The organism is Rhizobium sp. SRDI943 (assembly GCF_057653695.1).
This window is the reverse complement of record NZ_JBYGKN010000002.1, coordinates 957990-977480: the sequence shown is the minus strand read 5'-3', so window position 1 is coordinate 977480 and position 19491 is coordinate 957990. Positions and strand designations below refer to the sequence as shown.

Sequence of the window (19491 nt, the reverse complement as noted above, 5' to 3'; positions counted from 1 at the left end):
CGTTGGCGGTAAGCTCCTTTTTGACAATGGTTTTTGCCTTGGGTCTGATGGGAATTGTCAAACATTGTGCCGATTGCGGACGGTAGCTCTTGAACGTCACCCCAAGTTATTAACCGCCGCGTTATTCCTGCTCCTCCCGCAGCCTCTTATAGGACGCGTGCCGCAGCTTTCCGTCATCCGTCCACGCCCGGTGTTCGATCTCGGCGATCAGCTTCGGCTTCACGAATATCGCTCCCTTGCGCTCGACGGGCGGGCTCCAGCAGGTTTGAATGTCGAGATAAGCATTTTGGATGGATATTCCCGGTGCTCTATAGCGGCTACAATATTCGCTTAAGGAGAAGGGAGTGCACGATGAAAGCGATCACGGTTTCTGGCCTCATTATGCTAGCCTTCGCATCCGGTGCATATGCCGCAACCATGACGGCGGAGCAGTTGAAAAGCGAGTTGGTAGGCCACCCAATTCACTGGAAGTCAAAGACGCAATCGGGCGTCACAACTTATAAACCAGACGGGACGATTGAAGCGACTGTCGACGGGGACAAGGCCACCTACAAGGGGACATGGAGCATCAAAGATAATAAGATGTGCGAGAAGTTCGGTAAGGAAAAATGTGCAACGATCAATTCGCTTGGAGGTAAGAAATACTCCAAGGGGGGCGGGACATTTACTGTGGAATAGCGCCTGTTTTGGTTTCGTCACCAGGCGGCTTATGTGCCGGCTGGCTTGTCGCGCAACGGGAAAGAGCCTGAGCTCAACCAGCGGCGCCTCGATGCTCGCGTGGCCGAGGCTCCAATAGCCGACGCCCTTCTGGATCCACTTCAGCTCGCCGAGCGTGCCGGCGTCCTTGGCGGATGGTGGGAGGTCTGCAGGCGGGCTTATCGGCCGTCTCGCTAGAATATTTCTTATCGATCTCCCTCGGAAACTTGACGCACTTCGGCGCCGCGGTCGTCGGCTTTGCCGATTCCATCTCGCCTGTGGCGGTGACGCTGCTTCGTCAGCCTTGTCAGCAGCAGCAGCGTCGGCGCCACAGAACTTTGCGCGGATTTCGTTGCGCTTCACGTCTTTGGCAGAGCCGTCGGCCTTGGCGGCTTGGTACTTGGTGCTGCACTCCTTCATCGTCAACGTATGCGCCGGCGACGACATGAGGAAAGCAGCGACCACCGAGCCGGCGGCGGAGAGAAGCAGTTTGTGCATAGTGCTTAAATTACTTGGTCGATGCAACGAAACCCATGACACCCTCCCTTGTTCATCTACGGCGCGAACGGTGAAACCCACCGAATGAAGGGATGAACAAAGGCGACACTCGTTTCAGGGACCCTGCGAAGCGCATGAAAGACGTTGCTTCGGGAGGGATTCACCACGACCTGGAACCAGAAGGGGCGCAACGACTGGTGTGTTTGAGCGTCCCTCCCTTTCCCCGTTGCCTTTCATCTGAGGTTCAGGATGGATGGCCGAAACTAGTCCACCAGTATTTGTTGATTGGCATCCGCAAAGAGGAGTCCAAGGCATGAAGCTCATGACACTGGCTGCCGCAGCAAGCGTGGCTGCTACCGCGCCGCGCGGCCAGCCTATGGCTATCACAGGGACTGAACATTGTGTGTCGCCGTATTTTTGTAGATTCATCCTTAGATGAGCTGATCGGCCATTTCACCTTTGCTGATCGCGGCGAAGTTGATGGCTTGGATGACCGCTTCCCTCGCTACAACGGCTATCCCAAGGAAGTTTATCCAATCATCATCAGCGGCAGCGCGCAGAAGCCGGGAGCCTCGGCGTCGACTTTTGTGATGGCCATTTGGGATTTCACACCGTCTTGGATGAAGCCATCCCGACGTAGGCCATCGGCTAATCTGCCGTGCGAAGGCATTGCTGTGAATGCAAAGTTTGGTCTCGCCTATCAGGCGCGCCGATGCCTGATACCTGTCAACGGGTTTTTCGAGTGGGAGACGTTGGAGACTGGTCGTCGGTCGCAGCCATACGCCATCGCCATGAAGGATGGCTTGCCCTTCGCTCTGGCCGGTATTTCGGAGATCTGGAGCCACCCATCAGGCATCGATATCCTCAACTTCGCCGTCTTGACCTGCGCACCGAACGAAATGATGGCGACGATCCATGATCGTATGCCGGTTATCCTGCATCGGAACGACTATGCCCGCTGGCTATCGACAGAACCAGACCCTGCAGACCTCATGAAGCCCTTTCCGGCCGCACTGATGAGCCAGTGGCCGGTGGCGCGACGGCTGAACAATGACAAAAGAGGCGGGCCAGAGACGATTGCTGCGATAGAGGTTGTCTAAAACGAAAAGGATCACCAAGATGTTTCAAGCGCTAACCTCCCTTTCCGATCACGATATCGAAACTGTGGTCGATGCGGTGACCGAATGGTGTTCGCAACATCATTGCGACATTCAGAGCTGTCGCGGGCAATTCGCCCTCGCTGCGGCTGTCGATGCGCTCCAGAGTTCACCGAATCATGACGCCTTGGTGCATCATCTTTCCGAGAAATTGATGGATAATAAAGAATAGCGTCATTCGAATATGTGAGGTCGGACGACCGCCCGGCGCACAGGAGTTCGATTGCTTGGGGTTAGGCAACATCGCCGAGCGGCCGGGCGCACAATACCAAAGACAACTCCAGTGTAAATTCACAAATACTGCCAAAGACGTACACTTAGTTATTACCTCTTCTGCAGCACGCATGTCGAAATAGTAGCGGGTCATGCATCCTCTGCGCAGCCTTAACCTCCTCGAGGCTGAAGGGATTCTGCGTCGACGCCATTCCAAATTGCCGCTTCGGCGGCGCTTGATCGATTCCGCGGAAGCGATGGCGGTATCGTTCGGGGTCACCGCGGCGGCCCGCGAGGCCGGAGCAATCGAAGGGTCCATTGCAGTTTTCCTTGCGAGATCCGTATATAGAACCAGTTTCCGTATATGCAGGAACCTATTGTAAAATTAGGTCTGTTTCCGTATATACAATATCCATGAAGATCACCTACGACGAAGCAAAGCGCCGGACCAATATCGAAAAGCACGGGCTCGACTTTGCCGATCTCGATCTGCTTTTCTTTGCAGGCTCCGTTGTCGTCCCGGCCAAAGGCGAACGCCTCATGGCCATCGGTGTCTTTCGTGATGGCGTGATTGCCGTCGTGTTCGTCACCCTCGGCTCTGAAGCCATTTCGGTAATCTCCATGCGCAAAGCCAGCCGTAAGGAAAGGAGCATCCTATGACCCGCATCGCAGATAGTGTTCTGAAAATCTCCGACGCTGAAGAAGCGAAGATCCAGAGGCAAATCGCCAGCGATCCCGACGCCCCAGAGGCGACGGATGAACAGTTGGCCAAGGCCAAACCTTTTGCCGAAGCCCTTCCCGAGTTGGCCGAGTCCATCAGGAAGAACCTGGGCGGCCGGCCTAAGTCCAATAATCCTAAGGTCGCCGTGAGCATTCGGCTCGATCCAGAAGTCGTCGATGCTTTCAAGGCCAAAGGCGAAGGCTGGCAAAGCCGGATAAATGAGACACTGCGGAAGGCGGTAGGGCTATAGCACTCCGCGGCCGTTTATCATTGCCCCGCAAATGCAGGCTTGAGCTCGGCGCGAAGGGTGGTAATAACCCGTCCTGCTTCTTCCTGGGTGAGGCCACACGGCAAAAGCGATTGATCATCGAGCGCAAGACCGGCTGCGAGATTTTCAGGGAAGGCGACTTCCGCGCCGGCTCTGACAAGAGCCCTGAATCCCAATCATAGGACGTACTGACCAGACAGGGGATGGTCATCTGCTGATCGCTCGCAAACTTCACGATTCGTTCGACGGCGAAGTGCCGATCAAAAGTGATGACGATAAGCCTGGGTTCATGGGGTGGCGTGGCTGGCAACGACCGCGTCAACTTCATCGATACTCCGATTTCGCCGATGCCGCGCGTGCCGCTCTTCAAATGAGCACATTCATTGGCAGCTATCATCTGACTGGCCCCGGCACGGTATTCGCCGCCGCGGCCATCATAGTCACTTCGCTAGCCGGGCTCCTGCTGAGTCGCGGGAAGTTCAATCAGGAATGATGGACTATCATTTTCGTGCGAGCATCGAGTATCTTCCGGCCACTGCTGACCTCATTAGCCGATTTCCTCTTGCTCTTGCCCAGCCAGCAGATCGATGAGCACGGCTGTGCTCGTTATAGGAACATGTCGAGGATGGGCAAGTAGAAGGAACCTGTTCGCAGGTGCGGCCGCTGGGTGCGGCCTGAGAAGGATCCAGCCCGCCAAGGCGATCAAGAGGATCGCGGCGACGGCGAGCGTAGACTCCGACCTTGCGACGGAGCCCTGCGGTTCGCGATCGTGCTCGCCTTCATTTGCCCCACTCTCGATCGATCCGACCCTCTTCAGCTTTGTGGAAGTACTGCGAGCAGACCAGCCATCCTTTCAGAGGCCTCAACAACAATATGCATGCCAGCCCGGTCAGTGGAACCGTCAGGACCAGATGGACCCAGAGGTGAACGTCGAAGGTGAACTGAAGCCATAGAGCAAAGGCAAGCGCGGGAACCGCGACGATGCTCATGGCGAAGAATGCCGGCCCGTCCGCCGGGTCCGCGAAGGAGTAGTCCAAGCCGCAGACTTCACAGGCCGGAGCGAGGGATAGAAGGCCATTGAACAGATGTCCCCGCTGGCAACGTGGGCAACGCCCTTTGATACCAGTTAAAGCGGGGACTGTCGTTTCGTCGTATTCCGTTTTCATCTCCGGATTCCCTCGATCGCGCGGTCAAAGGCGGTTAGTGCCCCCTACTTAGGCGGTAATGTAGAAGCGAACTCTTGGCGGGACGTCGGGTTCCAATCGATCATTTCGTAGAAGGACTTCGATCCGCCGAGGGTTGCCGGAGAGCTTGCATGGGAACGAACAGCGGAGTCCGCTCGTCTCACTGTGTCGATTGGTTTTGCCAGCGCGCCCTTAATTTTGAGCAATTGGCTAAGCCCACCGACGCTTGAACATCTCCAGGGCATGACCTGTATGTATTTTAGGCACGCTGATTATTTCATCAGCAAACCGCAAAAAGCGGCTTTTTTTGGCAGCTTTTGCGATTCCTTTGGCCGAAATTGAAACCCTCGCCGCATTGCGCAATTTCGCAAGTTTACCTGTAATGCCGGTCAAGCGATCGGGACAATTCACCCTTCGTAACACCGAAAACTTGCATAGCGACCCCTCTGCCGGCCTGCAATCGCGGGAGTGGCGAAGCTGTGCCAGACGCGGAGACGGCAGCCATGTCGAAGTTGAAAACCACCATACTCACGGGCTTCCTCGGAGCCGGTAAGACGACGCTACTCAATCGGATTCTTTCGTTCGAGAGCAGCGAGCGCGTCGCCGTCATCGTCAACGAATACGGAGAAGTGGGCATCGACGGCCAACTTGTCGTGCAGACCAACGATCAGATCGTGGAACTGAACAACGGATGCATTTGCTGCACCGTCCGCGACGACCTCATCGCGGCGATTAGAGCCCTGCTTCAGTCGGGCCGCCAGATCGATCGTTTCATCATCGAGACGTCGGGACTAGCCGATCCGGCGCCCGTCATCCAGTCCTTCATCCTCGACGACGTCCTGTCCGCCCGATTGGAACTGGACGCGATCGTCACCGTAGTCGACGCCCGACACATAGAAGGACAACTCGCGCAAGAAGAAGCAGTCGAACAGATCAGCTTTGCCGACGTCCTGCTGCTGAATAAGGTTGATCTCGTCGACGAGGATCATCTTCTACAAGTCGAGCGGGATCTAAGGCGACGAAATCCCCTGGCCCGGATCATCCCGACCAAGGATTGCGGCGTCGCATTTGAAGATGTCGTGGGCATCGGCGCGTTCGACTTGAAGAACGTGCTCGAAATCGATCCGCAGATCCTGGAAGAACAGGAGCACGAGCACGATCAAACTATCGGGTGCGTAGCTTTCCGCGAGCCAGAGCCTCTCGATCCGGTGGCGCTCAATAGCTGGCTGACCCGCCTGGTGCAGGACATCGGAGCCGACCTGTTTCGGATGAAAGGCGTGCTCAGCTTCGCTGGGGAAGCCAGGCGATATGTCTTGCATGGCATCCACATGACCTTGGAAGGCCGGCCGGGAAAGGTCTGGCAACCGTCCGAGATTCGCTCAAGCGACATCGTCTTCATCGGTCGCAACCTTGACGAGGAGATGCTGCGAGCGGGGTTCGAGCGCTGCATCGTACCACGCCAAGCCCTGGCGTCCTGACCCATTCCCCGCTTTCACACAAGGAGACACGACATGCCCCCTCTCGTAGCAGCAATGATCAGCCTTGGCGTCCTGGGCGCCATAGACACCTATATCACCGCTACCGTCTTTCCTGTTCCGGTGTGGGTGACGTTCATTGCATGGGCGTCTTTTTATGCCTGCGGCGGCGGGCAGCATGGCCTCGTCAAGAGCATCGTGTCCAACTGGACCGGTATCATCATCGCGTCGCTAACGCTGCTGGTGATCCAATACGGACCGCAGCATCCGATCTTTGTCGCCTTACTCGTCGGCCTCGGTACCTCGGCCATGGTGATGGTGTCCTCCATCAAGATACTGAACTTCCCGCCGGCCATCGTATTTGGCTTCGCGTCGTTGGTCGGCACGACGGCCGCCACCAATACATCTGTCGTCACGTCAGGAATGAACCATCCAACCCTCGTCGCCATGGCCGCAATGCTGCTCGGCGGCGCCTTTGGCCTTCTGTCGGAAATCGGCACGTCGCTACTCTCCACCAAGCCCGCCACCGCGTAGCCACACCAATCGCTCAAGAGGAAATTTCGATGAAGCTCCAACACTATCTCGGCGGCCTTGAAGGCCTTGGCCCGGTCAGCACGGAAACACGTGTCTTCGTGGAGACATGGGAGACCCGCATCTTCGGTATCCACACCGCAATGATGGCCCTGTCCTCTCAGCTCTCGCTTCCGGCGACGCCGTCTGCATTCTCAAGCATCTGGACCTGGGCGGACCTGCGCAAGGGTGCGGAATCTCTCAACCCCTTCGACTACTTCAAATACCGATACTACGAGAAATGGCTCGGCGGCATTTCCGGCTACTTCATCGACAAGGGCTACATCACCGCCGAGGAACTCGATGCCCTGACGGAGGAATACTACGCTGATCCCTCGATACCCGTGCCGACGGCCGGCGACCAGGCGATCGACGATCGGGTCGTTCAATATCTCGTCGAAGGCGACAGCCCCAAGCGCGAGGCGGAGGTATCCTTCGATTTCACCGTTGGCGACCTCGTCTCGATCAGGAATGTCCCATCGGTCGAGCACACCAGGCTGCCTGGCTTTCTTCGGGGTAAGACGGGAACCGTCGAGACTGTCTACGACGGCGCCTACGTCTACCTCTGTGACACGGGAACGGACGGGATCGGCGCGGCGATGCCGGTCTACTGCATCCGTTTCGAGCCCGAGGAACTCTGGCCCACCAACGCCGAGACGAACTTCAGCCTCTACGCGGATCTCTACGCCCATTACGTGGAATCCCCACGCGCCGTCGCCGCCCAAGCCGCCTGACGCGCAAAGCAATAGGAGAACACTCAGATGATCGACCGCTTCAAATACCGCGAAGATCGCGAAGCCTACAGTGCCGCGCGCGTTAAAGCTCTCGAGGCCCTCCTGATCAAGAAAGGCATCATCACGGACAAGACCGTCGATACCATCCTGGATTTCTTCGAAACGAAGATGGGACCGTTCAACGGCGCCAAGATCGTCGCCCGCGCATGGCTCGACCCCGCCTTCAAGGACCGCCTGGTGGCCAATACCCCCGCAGCGATCGCCGAACTCGAGCTTCCCGAAGGGATGGCGGGCGCGGAGGGCGAACATATGCGCGCAGTCGCCAATTCTGCAGACGTCCACAACCTCATCATATGCACGCTCTGCTCCTGCTACCCTTGGCCAGTCCTGGGGCTGCCGCCGTACTGGTATAAGGATCCGACATTCCGCAGCCGCGCAGCTCGCGAGCCGCGCGCGGTCTTAAACGAGTTCGGTCTGCCCGTGCCGGAGACCATCGAGATCAAAGTCTGGGATTCCAGCGCACAGATCCGCTGGTTCGTTATCCCGGAACGCCCGCCAGGCACCGAAGGGCTGACGGAGACGGAGCTTGAGGCTCTCGTAACCCCCGAAGCCATGATGGGCGTCGCCATCGCCAAGGCCGCTTGAGGCGGATGCGATGTTGACCCAGTTCGAACATTTCGCGGTTACGGAAATGATGGGGGAGCCCGACAACCCTCCCCGCGCCAACGGTTCCCTCTGCTTCGGTTCTCAATGGGAACGGTCCTCGTTCGGAATGGCGCTTGCCCTCGCAAAGAGCGGCGCCTTCGAATGGGACGATTTCCGAGACGAACTGATCGCGACGATCAAGGATTGGGAAGATGCGCATCCCATCGATCGCTCGAGCTGGAATTACTACGACCAGTTCCTGACAGCCCTTGAGAAGGCCATCGTGAAAGCTGGTGTCGTCGACCCTGAAGAGATCGTGGCCGCTCTGGCGGCCTGATCCCAGTCAAAACTTGCCAAATTGGCGCTCTACTCAAACACTTGAAAGGTATCAGGATGTCAATCTCAGCCTCCACTGCCATCGCGGCGCCAAACCTCACGACGTCGGCCGCGAAAATCCTCCAGGCCGCGACGGCGGTCTTCTTCGGTCTGGTGATCGTGGGATTCGTCGGGTTCTCGCACATCGAAATCGTTCACAACGCAGCGCATGACGCCCGTCATGCCAATGCGTTTCCCTGCCACTGAGGTTTAATCTCATGTCGCTGTTTCGCTCGATCGTATTCACGGCGGCCCTTACGGGCGTCATCGTCGGCGGCGCCGTCAGCGCCGCCCAATTCGCTGGAACCAGCCAGCTGATCGCCAAGGCCGAGGTATATGAGAAGGCCGGCGGAGCCACGGGAACACCGGAAGTCGCCTCACCCATGACGACACCGCACCCCCACGAAGCCGATCACGATCACAACGAAGCAGGCTGGGAGCCGTCAGACGGACTGGAGCGGATGACCTTCACGGTTGCAGCAAACATGCTGACCGCGATCGGCTACGCCCTGGTCCTGTGCGGACTTATCGCAATGCGTGGGAAGCCCGTCACCTGGCGCGACGGCTTGCTGTGGGGATTGGCCGGTTTCGCCTGCGTCATGCTCGCGCCTTTGATAGGTCTGCCGCCTGAGTTACCCGGAACGCCTTCCGCGCCCCTGGCCGACCGTCAGCTCTGGTGGATTGGAACCGCGTTGGCTACAGCAGTCGGTATCGGTCTAATTGCTTTCCAGCGAAAGCCATGGGCGGCAGCCGTCGCCATTGCGATCATCGCGGCCCCTCACCTGATCGGCGCTCCGGTCGCACCGGAAGGAATGCACCCGCTGGCCCCGGAGTCCCTCGAGCATCAGTTCGTAGCTGCCGCGGTGATGACGAGCCTCGTCTTCTGGGCTCTGCTTGGGTCCGTGAGCGGGGCGCTTTTCCGTCGATTTGAAGGTACCGCATGAGCTCCGGCACGCTTTGGAACGCGGCCCTCGACGCGTTGCAGTTCACCGCCTGTAACGGCGGGAACTGCCTCGTTCATCGAAGGGCGTTTCGCGCCGTGCTCCGGAAGTCTCCGCTGATGGAGGACTGTATCGCTTTCTACGCGGTGAACCAGGCGACCATCCAAGCGGCTGCGACGGAGAAGATCGAAGAACATCGCATAGGCGACGGCCAGAATTTCCACCTCAACAGCAGGCAGATCAGGCGCGGGCTAGCCATGACGGGACTGGCAGAAATCTTGCATGACCAGACAATGGACGGGCAACGAGGAGCGGAGTAGTCATGCGGATTGTCATCCTCGCGCCGCCAGGCGTGCAGTCGCTGGACATCGTCGGCCCTGCTGAAGTTTTCTGGGAGGCTGCGCGAAGGCTGGGCGACATGAGCGCCTACGATATACAGGTCATGTCAACCGGATCGAGCTCGATCGCCGGAACCGGTCAGTTGAGGTTCATGGCGGATCGCACCATCTTCGACGAAGATGAGGAGATCGACACGCTGCTGGTCGCCGGAGACCCTGCTTTTCTCGAGATCGATCCAGAAGTCACTGCATGGCTGCGGCGCCGCGTTCCAGGCGTTCGGCGGTTCGGCTCGATCTGCACCGGGGTTTTCCTGCTTGCCGAAGCCGGGCTTCTCGATGGGAAGCGGGTGACGACACACTGGGAATGCGCGGCGAAGTTTAGCCGCGAGTATCCGGCGATCGATCTCGACGCCGATGCCATCTACGTACGGGACGGGTCGCTTATCACCGCCGCCGGTGTCACCGCCGGCATCGATCTCGCCCTTTCGCTTGTTGAAGAGGATCACGGCAAGGACGTAGCAATGATCGTCGCCCGTTACATGGTCATGTTCATGAAAAGACCTGGCGGCCAATCGCAGTTCAGCGCGCACCTTGTCGGGCAGATGTCCGAGACGACGTTGATACAGAAGGCTCAGGAGTTCGTGCTCGCAAATCTGAACGGCAACCTCGACGTCGAGAGTTTGGCGCAAGAGATTGGAATGAGCATCCGTAATTTTGCACGCGTCTTTCGCAAGGAGCTTGGAATCACGCCGGCCGATTTCGTCGCGGCCGCTCGGACGGACGCCGCACGGCGGCTGCTCGAGGACACCGTCCATCCGCTACAGAGGATCGCCACCATCGGCGGGTTCGCAGACGTCAACGCGATGAGGCGGGTCTTTACCAAGACGATCGGCGTGAGCCCGAACGATTATCGAAGCCGTTTCCAGGTATCATCCAAAACCATTTCCCAGCCGGCCTCCGACCGGCGCCCTGCTCGACAAACGATAGCCATGGACCTCGCACTAGCAATCTCGCATCCTCAAGAGGCATCAACGAGCGCAAGCCGACACACTTGAGGCGAGCTCGCCTTCGTCCGGTTCCGTCCGGGCCGATCGAGCTCAAATCCAGGCTGATATTCACGCCGCCGTTGAACATCGACAGGAACCCTTCTGCTTAAGGAGGTTAAGCCCGCAGGCGGCTGCCAGCTTCATCGCGATGAATTCGGCCTTCACCACGCTGTAGGTGTCGTTGATTGCCGGGAGTTTAGCGATGAATTTCTTCGTCCCGTCATTAATCAGCGGAAATTGAGCAGAAAGAGCTCGCAGAGAAGACCGGCTTGAACGTCAACACTATTCGGAACATGGAGAGTTTGGGAAACGGACCGATCGCCGGTCGTGCAGCAAACGTTCAGGTCGTTCAACGCGTCCTCGAAGCAGAGGGGATCGAATTCCTCAACCACGGTCGCCCGGGCGTCCGCGTGGTTGGTAAGGAATCGCATTGTCCTGCACATCGCGGAGCCCCTTGTACGACGCATGCCGCAGCTTCCCGTCATGGGTCCAGGCTCGATATTCAATCTCGGCAACAATCTTCGGATCGACGAAGACTGCATTTCGCTTCCGTCCTGTATCCACAGTAGCCTTGCCAATAATCAGCTTGTCCATCTGCTCCCGGAGCTCGGCGGCGGATCGTTCATTGAAGCCGGTCCCCACTCCTCCGACATAGACGAGGTCGTCTCCTTTGCGCGCGGCGAGCAGCAGCCGGCCGATCCCGGCGCGCGCTACTGTGGATCGCTCATAACCGACGATCACAAAACTGTCGCTCTGGATGCATTTGATCTTCAGCCAGTCTCCAAGCCGGCCGGAACGATAAGGCGCGTCCCGGCGCTTGGCTATGATCCCTTCCAACCCGTGTTCGCAGGCGCTTGCCAGCAGCTGATCGCCGTCGGCCTCGATCTCCTCCGAGAGCCGGATATCTCCCTGCTCGCCGGTTGGCACCAAATCCGCGAGCAGGTGCCGGCGCATGTCGAGTTCGGAATTCCTGAGGTCGGGACCGTCGAAATAGAGCAGATCAAAAGCCATGAAGATGGCGTCGCTTGACCTCTTCTTGCCGCCCCTGCCGCCGAGCGACTGTTGCAGCAGGCCGAAATCCGACCGGCCTTTCTCGTCGAGAACCACAGCCTCGCCGTCGAGGATTGCCGAGCCAACAGGAAGCCATAGGGCCGCTTGTTGGATTGCGGGGAAGCGATGCGTCCAGTCGTGGCCGCCACGCGTCAGGATGCGAATGCCCGTCGGCTCGACATGAACCGAAAGGCGATAGCCATCCCATTTCACTTCGAAGGCCCATTGCGGCCCTTTGGGCGGCTTCGGCTTCAGGAGAGCGAGGCATGGATCGATGCGATCCGGCATGGGGTCGAGGGGAAGGTTCGGCTGTGCGGGATTTCGTGGCTTGCTCGGCCGGGATCGAACCGACTTGTCAACATCCTGCAGGAGCGGCTTTGGTTTCGGCGGCTTTGTCATGCCGCCATCCCATCAGCAATGCCTTAAAAAGCAATTGCCCAATTCGTGTTATTGACTCCGCCTAAGTCGAGAACATTTTGCGACACGCTCGACGGTCGGAGGCTACCCGGTGCCAGATCAGTATCAACCAAAATACAAATGGCGCGAGACCTGGCCGGGAGAAGGACACCAAGACTTCAGCGGGTTCGACGGCGAGCAGTCCTTCGGCCGAATCCAGTTGGACCAAATGAGCCACGGCAAGATGGGGATGTGGAAGTGGAACATCACCCACATCCCTTGGGTGCGAGAGCATATCGCGTCTCATAGCGGATGGGAGGCAATGTCACGGGAGGCATGCCGGAGGGTCGAGGAGCACTACGAGAAATTGTTGGAATTGCATGGTCGGCCGAAAGGCTGATAAAAATTTTTCGGCATGGGAACTATTGGCTCCGCCGATCGTAAGGAGTCGGGCTGTGCAGAGATTGTTATGGCAGCCACCATACACTTCAATATGCGGTCCGCCGAACCCAAACTAGCCCCGTCCTACCTAAGGCGGGGCTTTTTTGGCCTTCGGCCCATTGGCTTCGACGTTCCAGGAGATGGGCTGAGCGACACCGGCAAGCCGGCGTTCCGCATTCACGGCCGATATTACCTTCAATGATGAGACGTGGACGTTGGCGCGTTTACCTGCAGCGAGTGAGGGCTATCAAACTTCGTGATCAGAAGCGTGACCAACTCCTCGCGCGTCCTGTGTCCTTGATTATAGAGGTCGACCGCCGCGCTGCAAAGCAGCTGCATTGATTGTTCCGTTGGCGCGGCGCGATTGTGCCGGCACCAAATCCGAATGGCATCCGAAAGCACGTTCACGTCGTCCATCTGGAGTGAGAGATTGAAGTCAGCCATATCATTCTCCTTGAGCGTCGCAACAGCTCGCCCGGATCGCGATAAGGAAACGGTAGTGCATTAACCTCCCAAGGCCAACCATCAGTACGGTTGCGGACGGTTGCCGCGAACCTCCGCCAAGTCACCGGCGATCCGCTTCTCTAACTCTTGTACGGAACCGCGCGCGGCGTCGACCTACTGGGGCTTCCACGCGGGACGGTGCTGAAGCTGGGTGCGGACGTCGAACTTGAGGTTACGGGTCTGCGCAACCCGTGCTCCCAGATCGACACGTTCCAGCCGGGGCTGCTCAAAACCGTTGTCAGCAAAGGGCCGAACGGCGAACTCGTCAGGAAGACGGGTGTGATGACGATAGTTCTCAAGGGGGGCGTGGTCGCGCCCGGCGACGCCGTTGTCGTCGAGCTGCCCGTCCCGCCGCTGATTCCGCTTGGGGTCGTTTAACGCCGGGTCTTCGTGTCGTCCCCGACCTCGCGCTCATCCGGCATCCTCGCCTACCGCGTCTGACCTTCGTTCATGTCACCGGGATCGTAGTTCAGATCCCATTCTTTCACCGGCTTCTTACCTGGCGGCGTCTTGTGCTCCGTCGCATCTTCCGATCCGGTGAGGACTGTCGGCTTGGCACTGGCCACGCCCGTCGCTTTTCTGTCGCCGATCGACTTGGCGAACTGGCCTTTGGCATCCTTCTCGACGTCGGACATCTCACTCGCCTTTCTGCTTCAGCCCGTCCGAGATCTTCTTGACCTCGGGGTCTGCATTGGTCTCGCCATTGGCGTCTTCCGCACGGTCGGGATCGTCCTTGGCGGGCAGATATCCTCGCGGCGTGTTTTCCTGGGGACCTTCCCATCGCGGCGACTGGTCCGTGGTGCCCGGTGCACCGTCCTTCGGCTTGTTCATTCCCATGATGCTTACTCCTTCTGCTAGGTAACCTTCGTCGTCAATGGATGTTCCCTTCTCCTCGTCGCCACGCCGGAACTTTGAGCGCCCACCCAAGGTTCGGTGTCGCGTTCAAACGAGGAGACCATCACCCTCCCTCCACCCGACGGCGAGCCGCGGTAGGTCTCGACGAGAAGGGGCTTCCGATCGCCTCGGTCAACCTGTCGTCGAGGTGACACCGGCGGCCTTATCAAACTTCAGTCGCATCTCCGACGCTGGTTGGGCGCACGGGGCGCCGGATCTCGGGGGCATCGAACGGCTACGACATCCTACGCGAAAAAGCACTTGACCGCATGCAAATCCGGCGCGTCGGGTGCAGTCCATTCTAGCTGAGAAACTCGTCGTTCCAGACCGGCACCGCAACCGTGCGAATCCGCTTCAGCCTGCGGACCTTCAGCGTTCCGTACTCGCTCCCGTGCGGGAAATGTAGCTTCATTTGCAGGTAGTTCTTCTTGCCACAGCCGTCGCACCTGAACTTCTGAAGCAGTCTGTCGAGGGAAAGGTTGCCGCAAAGCTCTTCGATATCCCTAGGGATATAGTTGTGGGTCACCCGGCAGAGATTGCATGTCACCACAAGTATCTGCCCCTGATCCGCGGCGGCCCTCACCGTCCAGAGCCGCAGCCGCTTGACCGGATGGATCTCAGGCATGGTCGGCGACGGGCGTCAACTTCCACCCCGAACCCGGCGGCCGCTTGCCCGCTTTTGCGACCCGGTAATCCAGCTCGATGGCCGCTTCCCTCGCCGCGTCCCTACTGTTGGTCGCCCAGACGGACACGACCAACCTGCCCGCTCGAAGCTTATACTTGTTTTTGGCGGGTCGGGAGCCTACGGCTTGGCCGGCGCGGAAACATCGCCGTGCAAACGCCTCGTCGTTGCTCTCGCGAATAGTCAGCGGAAGCGCAGACCACCAGGCGTCGAAGGCCGATTTCTTTTTTGCGGGTTTCTTGACATTGTCCAACATGGCATCGCTCCGACAAAGAAATGTTCCTTATTTGTTCCAATTCACTCCGGAGTCAATATCTGCACCGTAGCGGTCTACCAAGGAGGGGGGACGAGGAGGTCGGGAAGCGGCAGTCCTTGTCGCCGCCATCATAGAACCGATCGGTCGGCCTGTCAGCGGGCGTCTCAATTCCTCAGGCGCGGGAGAGACCGCTTTTGCGGCTCGACATAAGGAAGAATCATCGCATAGCCGCACATTGCCCCCCCTAGTCTGGCCGTGCCTGCGGATACTGGGCGTTCTGTAGCTCCTGCTTGACGTTCCATGCCGATGACGCCGATTGGCACGCCGCTAACAGATCCGCAACTATTGGGCCGTTGGCCGGAACCATCGAGAGCACGGCGGATTTCCTCCTACCGAGGCATGGAGTACAAGCATGGACAAGGACAAGACGGCCCAGGAGGCGATCGAGGAGACAGGGAAGAAGCAGGTCGATGGGCAGGGGCTACCGGCTGCCGGTCCACACGCGACTAAGGAACAGACGGACGAAAGCAAGACGCCTGGCACGGGCGCACTTCCCGACCGTGAAGACGAAAGCGTTTCTCCCGGCGGCGGCTGACCATCGCGCGATGGCGCCGGTGATCCTCCGGAGCCGCCTAGCCTTTCGAAACCCGCATCGCGCCGACACCCCCGTGACGCGCTGCAGACGTCTGCGTTGAGGTTTTGCACCGCTGGCATCGAGCGGACGGAGATCAACAGGGAGTGAAGTCCTTCGACGATCCTGGAGCGAGAACTGGGAGGATTTGCGGCCGATCACCGAAAAGGCAATGTCGGGCGAAACCGTCTACCACGAAGACTTTCCGCTCGAAACCACGCGACACGGGCAGGCTGAAACTGCGTATTTCACCTTCTGCTACAGTCCGATCCGTGATGAGAACGCCAAGGTTCTCGGCATGATCGACACCGTGATGGAGACGACGGAAATCGTGCGAGCGCGCCAGCGCCTTGTGTCGGAGTCCGAGCGCTATCGCCAGATGTTCGAGAACGCGCCGGGTTTCATGGCGATGTTGAGCGGACCGGAACACGTTTTCCAATACGTCAACCTGGCTTACTCGGAGCTGATCGGTTTCCGGGAGGCGGTAGGAAGGACTGTCGCAGAGGTTCTGCCGGAAGCGGTGGAACAGGGCTTCGCCGCGGCTCTGACCGAGATCGGGCAGACCGGAGAACCACATTCCGCACTCGGTGCGCTTCTAACGATCAAAGGGCCGGGCGGCGCCTCTTTCGACAGATATGTCGACTTCGTCTACCAGCCCATAAAAAACGCCTGCGGGGAAGTGACGGACATCTTCGTTTCACAGCCAACGTCTTTGAGCGTGGTGCTTCGTCGTGTGATGATCACACGAGTAACCGCGTAAAAACGCGTTACGCCGCTCAGCCGGCCTTAGTCGATGGATTGCCCCAGGCATGGCGCGGCATTGCCGGACATTGCGGTTTCGGGCGAAACTTCACCAGCACCTCGCGGCCATCAACTGAAGCCTGCGTGCGCTCGAGCGCGTCGCGTTCGGCAACCGCCTGGCGCCAGTGCTCGGCGTCGCGGCCATCAGGCCGGCCCTGTTCCTCCCAAATCGCGTAAGCTCTTTTGCTGATCCATTCGTGGCGTCTGTCGCTCATTTATCCATTCCATTCGATGCTTCGGCAATGCTATCCTGCGGGACCAGTCGGTCCTGCCGAACCCGTAGGCGGCGCTTGGCTGCCATCAGCAAGTCAAGTTCGATCGAGGACGGCCCGAATCGGGCGAACAGGGTTTTTGCCTGCTCGTCCTTCAAGCCATATTTGGTAGCGAATTCATCAAGGGTATAGGGGCGGCCGCGCAGCATTCTGCTCCGGCGCTCCGGTTCACGGATTTGCGTCATTGGTAGTAACCCCAGTGTGTTTTGCAAATGCAAGAACAAATAATGGGGGCGGAAGTTCCGCCAGTTTTCAGCGTTTTTTCGTCCGGTTATGTCGTCATTTGGCTGCTATGTCACAAACGAAAAAAGCGCCCTCCCGATCAAGGAGAGGGCGTTTAGAAGTGGCGTGTGTTGCTATACAGCGAACAGCAATATTGTATCGGCGACGAAATTCGCGATGCTTGCTTAGGGGCTGTTGAGAATCATCTTGAGTTTATGACGGCTGCAGCGAGGTGAATGATTGCGCTGAAACTTTGGTCGGTTTTGTCCGCTCGCATTGCAATGCGTTTGAACTCTTTGAGTTTGCAGAAGAAATTCTCGATGAGGTGCCGCCATTTGTAGATTTCGCTGTCGAGTGGAAGAGGTGCTTTTCGTCGTGGATGCTGGGAGATGACGACCTTAGCTCCACGCTCGTTTAAATCAGCGACGATTTGGTTGCTGTCGAAGGCCTTGTCAGCGATCAGCCCGTCAAAACCAATGCCATCGATGAGCGGAGCAATGCCCACCGTGTCGAAGCGATGACCGGGCAGAAGAACAAAGCGTACGAGATTTCCAAGTGCATCAGTCAACGCAAGGATCTTAGTCGTCATGCCGCCCTTCGAACGACCTATAGCCTGGCTCTGAGTCCCCCTTTTGAGCCCTGTCCGTGGCGGTGGACCTTGTCGATGGTGGCGTCAACCATGGCATATTCCATGTCAGGCTCATCTGAGCAGACCTCAAAAAGCCTTGTGAAAACATCGGCTTTGACCCAATCGCGATACCGTTTGTAGATCGTGTTCCAGTTTCCAAAAACCGTGGGGAGATCCCGCCATGGGCTTCCTGTACGCACAATCCAAAGAATTGCCTCGATGAAGCCCGGTTGTTGCTGCCACTTCGGCCGGGATCAGACGGCTTGCCGTGGCAATGTGGTTCCATTTTCGCCCATTGGGCGTCCGTCAGCACAAATCGTTCCATCTGCAGCTTGAATCACAAACAAGCCCCAGAAGAAACCCTGAACCTCAACAGCCCGTAGCCGGCGGTGTTTGGATGGCGCGAATTAAACAATCCCTGCGACACCATATTCAGGTAATCGCCGTAATGGTCACGAAGTCGATCATGGGAGGATCATTTAACAATACCAAGTCCCTCACCGCCAGACGGATAGTTGCTGCTTCACGTCCGTATCATCGGCAAGGCTACAGGGATCTCCGGTTTGCAACAGGACGTCGCCCCCTCCGGCTTTGGCCGACCGACCAAAGCAGAGTGGTTGAGTGTACCGCACTCGAAAGCGGCATACTGCACGGGTGTCGTGGGTTCAAATCCCACCCTCTGCGCCATTAACCTCATCCAACTATATGCATTTTTTGCGAGTGGATGACGCCTGTTGCTGGCTTCGATCCTGAGAATTGCGCTTAACGCTAACCTAGCCGTCTGAACCGCCGAGATCCTGAGCGAACCGTTCCAGGTCTCGGCACAGCGTGTCCGCGAAAGCGATCGACTGCGACGTATCCGTTGACCGCCGCACGAGCTCTACGACCTCAAGCACAAGGACCTGGGCTTCCCGGCTTGTGATCAGGCCTTTCTTGAGCATGGCCTTCGTGTTGGCTATGAAGATCGCGTTAGCAAGGGACAAGGCTGTCACTGCTGTCGCAGTGATCACAGATGCACCGCCATTTGGCGTATTATGGCTCATTGGTAGTCTCCTGGATGCCAGGGAATATAGCCATGGCGTTGCTCGGATGAACAGTAGACGCGTTCGGTAGTGTTTCCTGTCGGCCCGGCCGGAGGCGCGAGCGCAGCGAAGAGTGCGTGCTGCGCTTCATGAGAGCTCAGAAGTGGAATGCCACCGACGCCGTGCAGAGATTGTTATGGCAGCCTACCATACACTTCAATATGCGGCCCGCCGAAACCGCAGCCCAGTGCGAGGGCAACCGGTTGAGAGCGCTCACCTGCTTTTCGACTTTCGTTAGGTGCCAGAGATCGTCCGCATCAAGGAATGCCACGAATCGACCTGATGACGCCTCGATCCCAGTGTTCCTCGCGGCGGCGACACCGCAGTTGGGGGTAGACAGAAGGCGGATTCGTGAGTCCGACATCGCCATCTGCTCGAGGAGTTTTGCCGTGTGGTCCGTGGAACCGCCGTTGACAACGATAATCTCCAGGGCGTCGTAGGTCTGGCGCACGGCGGACCGAAGCGTGCGCTCAATATAGGTGGAAGCATTGAAGGCTGGGATAACTACTGAGACCAGAGGCCGGTCAGAATGAAACGTGTCGCGTCGATCCTCATCTGAAAGCATTGCAGATCTCTCGCCACGTCATCCAGAAAGCTACTTTCGTACAGGTGAAGGGACTGCTTTTTGATTTCTCCCGTTTCGTACATTCAATTCGGAGCTCGCGACTCCCCGCCGCCGACATTGTTGGAACGCCGTCTGCCAGCCTACGCTCTAACTTTGTTCTGCGGGCGCAAACGGACTTTGATCCGACGTAGACCCTCTACTTTCGT

The 19491-nt window shown here is 58.2% G+C and carries 27 protein-coding genes and 6 pseudogenes; 18 read left to right on the top strand and 15 right to left on the bottom strand.

Going from position 1 to position 19491, the window contains the following annotated elements; genetic code table 11:
* Window positions 1–121 precede the first annotated feature (121 nt).
* A pseudogene (locus tag AC245Y_RS28825) lies at window positions 122–241 on the bottom strand (ATP dependent DNA ligase); the annotation flags it as partial.
* 110 nt (window positions 242–351) lie between these two features.
* Here AC245Y_RS28825 and AC245Y_RS28820 point away from each other — a divergent pair.
* The gene (locus AC245Y_RS28820) at window positions 352–678 is read left to right on the top strand and encodes a hypothetical protein (RefSeq protein ID WP_003554317.1); all 327 of its coding nucleotides are present in this window, start codon (window positions 352–354) and stop codon (window positions 676–678) included.
* An 84-nt stretch (window positions 679–762) separates the two neighbouring features.
* On the opposite strand, the pseudogene AC245Y_RS28815 reads toward AC245Y_RS28820, so the two are convergent.
* Window positions 763–1194, bottom strand: a pseudogene (locus AC245Y_RS28815) (hypothetical protein); the annotation flags it as partial.
* A gap of 401 nt (window positions 1195–1595) precedes the next feature.
* On the opposite strand from AC245Y_RS28815, the gene AC245Y_RS28810 reads away from it, so the two are divergent.
* On the top strand, window positions 1596–2294 hold the full coding sequence (locus AC245Y_RS28810; RefSeq protein WP_017996628.1) for an SOS response-associated peptidase: 699 nt from the start codon (window positions 1596–1598) through the stop codon (window positions 2292–2294).
* A gap of 19 nt (window positions 2295–2313) precedes the next feature.
* Window positions 2314–2523, top strand: coding sequence for a hypothetical protein (locus tag AC245Y_RS28805; protein ID WP_003554319.1), 210 nt, complete (start codon window positions 2314–2316; stop codon window positions 2521–2523).
* A gap of 287 nt (window positions 2524–2810) precedes the next feature.
* Here the strand turns inward: AC245Y_RS28805 and AC245Y_RS28800 are convergent.
* Window positions 2811–2883: pseudogene (locus AC245Y_RS28800) on the bottom strand (spike base protein, RCAP_Rcc01079 family); the annotation flags it as partial.
* 95 nt (window positions 2884–2978) lie between these two features.
* Here AC245Y_RS28800 and AC245Y_RS28795 point away from each other — a divergent pair.
* Together AC245Y_RS28795 and AC245Y_RS28790 are read left to right on the top strand one after the other, a co-directional pair.
* Window positions 2979–3224 (top strand): BrnT family toxin, encoded by a 246-nt coding sequence (locus tag AC245Y_RS28795; RefSeq protein WP_003554321.1) that lies wholly within the window; start codon window positions 2979–2981, stop codon window positions 3222–3224.
* The gene (locus AC245Y_RS28790; protein WP_003554323.1) at window positions 3221–3535 is read left to right on the top strand and encodes a BrnA antitoxin family protein; all 315 of its coding nucleotides are present in this window, start codon (window positions 3221–3223) and stop codon (window positions 3533–3535) included. Before AC245Y_RS28795 ends, AC245Y_RS28790 begins: the two co-directional genes overlap by 4 nt.
* Before the next feature lie 797 nt (window positions 3536–4332).
* Here the strand turns inward: AC245Y_RS28790 and AC245Y_RS28785 are convergent.
* Entirely contained in the window at window positions 4333–4719 is a 387-nt protein-coding gene (locus tag AC245Y_RS28785) for a DUF983 domain-containing protein (protein WP_003554325.1), read from the bottom strand.
* 521 nt (window positions 4720–5240) lie between these two features.
* On the opposite strand from AC245Y_RS28785, the gene AC245Y_RS28780 reads away from it, so the two are divergent.
* The 9 genes from AC245Y_RS28780 to AC245Y_RS28740 are packed head-to-tail and all read left to right on the top strand — an operon-like array spanning window position 5241 to window position 10870.
* Window positions 5241–6215, top strand: coding sequence for a CobW family GTP-binding protein (locus tag AC245Y_RS28780; RefSeq protein ID WP_003554327.1), 975 nt, complete (start codon window positions 5241–5243; stop codon window positions 6213–6215).
* A gap of 33 nt (window positions 6216–6248) precedes the next feature.
* Window positions 6249–6746 carry a DUF1097 domain-containing protein gene (locus AC245Y_RS28775; protein WP_003554329.1) on the top strand — a complete coding sequence of 166 codons (498 nt, stop codon included), beginning with the start codon at window positions 6249–6251 and terminating at the stop codon, window positions 6744–6746.
* A 29-nt stretch (window positions 6747–6775) separates the two neighbouring features.
* Window positions 6776–7516, top strand: coding sequence for a nitrile hydratase subunit beta (nthB, locus tag AC245Y_RS28770; RefSeq protein WP_003554331.1), 741 nt, complete (start codon window positions 6776–6778; stop codon window positions 7514–7516).
* Window positions 7517–7543: 27 nt separating this feature from the next.
* Window positions 7544–8161 (top strand): nitrile hydratase subunit alpha, encoded by a 618-nt coding sequence (gene nthA / locus AC245Y_RS28765; RefSeq protein WP_017996632.1) that lies wholly within the window; start codon window positions 7544–7546, stop codon window positions 8159–8161.
* Between the two features lie 10 nt (window positions 8162–8171).
* The gene (locus AC245Y_RS28760) at window positions 8172–8498 is read left to right on the top strand and encodes a nitrile hydratase accessory protein (RefSeq protein WP_012763449.1); all 327 of its coding nucleotides are present in this window, start codon (window positions 8172–8174) and stop codon (window positions 8496–8498) included.
* Window positions 8499–8554: 56 nt separating this feature from the next.
* The gene (locus AC245Y_RS28755) at window positions 8555–8743 is read left to right on the top strand and encodes a CbtB domain-containing protein (RefSeq protein WP_017996633.1); all 189 of its coding nucleotides are present in this window, start codon (window positions 8555–8557) and stop codon (window positions 8741–8743) included.
* A gap of 11 nt (window positions 8744–8754) precedes the next feature.
* Window positions 8755–9480, top strand: a complete 726-nt coding sequence (locus tag AC245Y_RS28750) for a CbtA family protein (RefSeq protein WP_017996634.1) — start codon at window positions 8755–8757, stop codon at window positions 9478–9480.
* A complete protein-coding gene (locus AC245Y_RS28745; RefSeq protein WP_017996635.1) occupies window positions 9477–9797 on the top strand; it encodes a hypothetical protein in 321 nt (106 codons plus the stop codon). The genes AC245Y_RS28750 and AC245Y_RS28745 overlap by 4 nt, the downstream gene beginning before the upstream one ends.
* A 2-nt stretch (window positions 9798–9799) precedes the next feature.
* Window positions 9800–10870 carry a GlxA family transcriptional regulator gene (locus AC245Y_RS28740; RefSeq protein ID WP_017996636.1) on the top strand — a complete coding sequence of 357 codons (1071 nt, stop codon included), beginning with the start codon at window positions 9800–9802 and terminating at the stop codon, window positions 10868–10870.
* Window positions 10871–11245: 375 nt separating this feature from the next.
* On the opposite strand, the gene ligD is transcribed toward AC245Y_RS28740, so the two are convergent.
* Entirely contained in the window at window positions 11246–12310 is a 1065-nt protein-coding gene (ligD, locus tag AC245Y_RS28735) for a non-homologous end-joining DNA ligase (RefSeq protein WP_017996637.1), read from the bottom strand.
* 109 nt (window positions 12311–12419) lie between these two features.
* Here ligD and AC245Y_RS28730 point away from each other — a divergent pair, with 109 nt between their 5' ends.
* A complete protein-coding gene (locus tag AC245Y_RS28730) occupies window positions 12420–12707 on the top strand; it encodes a hypothetical protein (RefSeq protein ID WP_003554348.1) in 288 nt (95 codons plus the stop codon).
* 236 nt (window positions 12708–12943) lie between these two features.
* Here AC245Y_RS28730 and AC245Y_RS28725 read toward each other — a convergent pair whose 3' ends face one another.
* Window positions 12944–13192, bottom strand: a complete 249-nt coding sequence (locus tag AC245Y_RS28725) for a hypothetical protein (RefSeq protein ID WP_003554351.1) — start codon at window positions 13190–13192, stop codon at window positions 12944–12946.
* A gap of 156 nt (window positions 13193–13348) precedes the next feature.
* Between AC245Y_RS28725 and AC245Y_RS28720 the strand changes: the two are divergent.
* Window positions 13349–13630 (top strand): annotated as a pseudogene (locus AC245Y_RS28720) (MOSC domain-containing protein); the annotation flags it as partial.
* Window positions 13631–13680: 50 nt separating this feature from the next.
* Here the strand turns inward: AC245Y_RS28720 and AC245Y_RS28715 are convergent.
* From AC245Y_RS28715 to AC245Y_RS28700, 4 genes are all read right to left on the bottom strand, one after another.
* Complete coding sequence (locus AC245Y_RS28715; RefSeq protein ID WP_003554353.1) at window positions 13681–13887, bottom strand: hypothetical protein; 207 nt, start codon at window positions 13885–13887, stop codon at window positions 13681–13683.
* 1 nt (window position 13888) lies between these two features.
* On the bottom strand, window positions 13889–14089 hold the full coding sequence (locus AC245Y_RS28710; RefSeq protein ID WP_003554355.1) for a hypothetical protein: 201 nt from the start codon (window positions 14087–14089) through the stop codon (window positions 13889–13891).
* 358 nt (window positions 14090–14447) lie between these two features.
* Window positions 14448–14771 (bottom strand): hypothetical protein, encoded by a 324-nt coding sequence (locus tag AC245Y_RS28705; RefSeq protein ID WP_003554357.1) that lies wholly within the window; start codon window positions 14769–14771, stop codon window positions 14448–14450.
* Window positions 14764–15084 carry a hypothetical protein gene (locus tag AC245Y_RS28700; protein ID WP_003554359.1) on the bottom strand — a complete coding sequence of 107 codons (321 nt, stop codon included), beginning with the start codon at window positions 15082–15084 and terminating at the stop codon, window positions 14764–14766. The genes AC245Y_RS28705 and AC245Y_RS28700 overlap by 8 nt, the downstream gene beginning before the upstream one ends.
* A 412-nt stretch (window positions 15085–15496) precedes the next feature.
* On the opposite strand from AC245Y_RS28700, the gene AC245Y_RS28695 reads away from it, so the two are divergent.
* Window positions 15497–15679: a hypothetical protein gene (locus AC245Y_RS28695; protein WP_003554361.1), complete on the top strand. Its 183-nt coding sequence runs from the start codon at window positions 15497–15499 to the stop codon at window positions 15677–15679.
* Between the two features lie 184 nt (window positions 15680–15863).
* Entirely contained in the window at window positions 15864–16475 is a 612-nt protein-coding gene (locus AC245Y_RS28690) for a PAS domain-containing protein (protein ID WP_003554362.1), read from the top strand.
* Window positions 16476–16491: 16 nt separating this feature from the next.
* Here AC245Y_RS28690 and AC245Y_RS28685 read toward each other — a convergent pair whose 3' ends face one another.
* From AC245Y_RS28685 to AC245Y_RS28665, 5 genes and pseudogenes are all read right to left on the bottom strand, one after another.
* On the bottom strand, window positions 16492–16731 hold the full coding sequence (locus AC245Y_RS28685) for a DUF2934 domain-containing protein (protein WP_003554363.1): 240 nt from the start codon (window positions 16729–16731) through the stop codon (window positions 16492–16494).
* Window positions 16728–16973, bottom strand: a complete 246-nt coding sequence (locus AC245Y_RS28680; protein WP_003554365.1) for a hypothetical protein — start codon at window positions 16971–16973, stop codon at window positions 16728–16730. Before AC245Y_RS28680 ends, AC245Y_RS28685 begins: the two co-directional genes overlap by 4 nt.
* A 239-nt stretch (window positions 16974–17212) precedes the next feature.
* Window positions 17213–17963: pseudogene (locus AC245Y_RS28675) on the bottom strand (IS5 family transposase).
* Between the two features lie 448 nt (window positions 17964–18411).
* The gene (locus AC245Y_RS28670) at window positions 18412–18681 is read right to left on the bottom strand and encodes a hypothetical protein (protein ID WP_017996640.1); all 270 of its coding nucleotides are present in this window, start codon (window positions 18679–18681) and stop codon (window positions 18412–18414) included.
* A 214-nt stretch (window positions 18682–18895) separates the two neighbouring features.
* Window positions 18896–19285: pseudogene (locus AC245Y_RS28665) on the bottom strand (glycosyltransferase family 2 protein); the annotation flags it as partial.
* Window positions 19286–19491: the final 206 nt, after the last annotated feature.

What these genes read in the sequence shown, in the direction of transcription:
- AC245Y_RS28820 (WP_003554317.1), top strand. Translation starts at nt 352, where the DNA reads ATGAAAGCGATCACGGTTTCTGGCCTCATTATGCTAGCCTTCGCATCC.
- AC245Y_RS28805 (WP_003554319.1), top strand. Translation starts at nt 2,314, where the DNA reads ATGTTTCAAGCGCTAACCTCCCTTTCCGATCACGATATCGAAACTGTG.
- AC245Y_RS28795 (WP_003554321.1), top strand. Translation starts at nt 2,979, where the DNA reads ATGAAGATCACCTACGACGAAGCAAAGCGCCGGACCAATATCGAAAAG.
- AC245Y_RS28790 (WP_003554323.1), top strand. Translation starts at nt 3,221, where the DNA reads ATGACCCGCATCGCAGATAGTGTTCTGAAAATCTCCGACGCTGAAGAA.
- AC245Y_RS28785 (WP_003554325.1), bottom strand. Translation starts at nt 4,719, where the DNA reads ATGAAAACGGAATACGACGAAACGACAGTCCCCGCTTTAACTGGTATC.
- AC245Y_RS28780 (WP_003554327.1), top strand. Translation starts at nt 5,241, where the DNA reads ATGTCGAAGTTGAAAACCACCATACTCACGGGCTTCCTCGGAGCCGGT.
- AC245Y_RS28775 (WP_003554329.1), top strand. Translation starts at nt 6,249, where the DNA reads ATGCCCCCTCTCGTAGCAGCAATGATCAGCCTTGGCGTCCTGGGCGCC.
- nthB (WP_003554331.1), top strand. Translation starts at nt 6,776, where the DNA reads ATGAAGCTCCAACACTATCTCGGCGGCCTTGAAGGCCTTGGCCCGGTC.
- nthA (WP_017996632.1), top strand. Translation starts at nt 7,544, where the DNA reads ATGATCGACCGCTTCAAATACCGCGAAGATCGCGAAGCCTACAGTGCC.
- AC245Y_RS28760 (WP_012763449.1), top strand. Translation starts at nt 8,172, where the DNA reads ATGTTGACCCAGTTCGAACATTTCGCGGTTACGGAAATGATGGGGGAG.
- AC245Y_RS28755 (WP_017996633.1), top strand. Translation starts at nt 8,555, where the DNA reads ATGTCAATCTCAGCCTCCACTGCCATCGCGGCGCCAAACCTCACGACG.
- AC245Y_RS28750 (WP_017996634.1), top strand. Translation starts at nt 8,755, where the DNA reads ATGTCGCTGTTTCGCTCGATCGTATTCACGGCGGCCCTTACGGGCGTC.
- AC245Y_RS28745 (WP_017996635.1), top strand. Translation starts at nt 9,477, where the DNA reads ATGAGCTCCGGCACGCTTTGGAACGCGGCCCTCGACGCGTTGCAGTTC.
- AC245Y_RS28740 (WP_017996636.1), top strand. Translation starts at nt 9,800, where the DNA reads ATGCGGATTGTCATCCTCGCGCCGCCAGGCGTGCAGTCGCTGGACATC.
- ligD (WP_017996637.1), bottom strand. Translation starts at nt 12,310, where the DNA reads ATGACAAAGCCGCCGAAACCAAAGCCGCTCCTGCAGGATGTTGACAAG.
- AC245Y_RS28725 (WP_003554351.1), bottom strand. Translation starts at nt 13,192, where the DNA reads ATGGCTGACTTCAATCTCTCACTCCAGATGGACGACGTGAACGTGCTT.
- AC245Y_RS28715 (WP_003554353.1), bottom strand. Translation starts at nt 13,887, where the DNA reads ATGTCCGACGTCGAGAAGGATGCCAAAGGCCAGTTCGCCAAGTCGATC.
- AC245Y_RS28710 (WP_003554355.1), bottom strand. Translation starts at nt 14,089, where the DNA reads ATGGGAATGAACAAGCCGAAGGACGGTGCACCGGGCACCACGGACCAG.
- AC245Y_RS28705 (WP_003554357.1), bottom strand. Translation starts at nt 14,771, where the DNA reads ATGCCTGAGATCCATCCGGTCAAGCGGCTGCGGCTCTGGACGGTGAGG.
- AC245Y_RS28700 (WP_003554359.1), bottom strand. Translation starts at nt 15,084, where the DNA reads ATGTTGGACAATGTCAAGAAACCCGCAAAAAAGAAATCGGCCTTCGAC.
- AC245Y_RS28695 (WP_003554361.1), top strand. Translation starts at nt 15,497, where the DNA reads ATGGACAAGGACAAGACGGCCCAGGAGGCGATCGAGGAGACAGGGAAG.
- AC245Y_RS28685 (WP_003554363.1), bottom strand. Translation starts at nt 16,731, where the DNA reads ATGAGCGACAGACGCCACGAATGGATCAGCAAAAGAGCTTACGCGATT.
- AC245Y_RS28680 (WP_003554365.1), bottom strand. Translation starts at nt 16,973, where the DNA reads ATGACGCAAATCCGTGAACCGGAGCGCCGGAGCAGAATGCTGCGCGGC.
- AC245Y_RS28670 (WP_017996640.1), bottom strand. Translation starts at nt 18,681, where the DNA reads ATGAGCCATAATACGCCAAATGGCGGTGCATCTGTGATCACTGCGACA.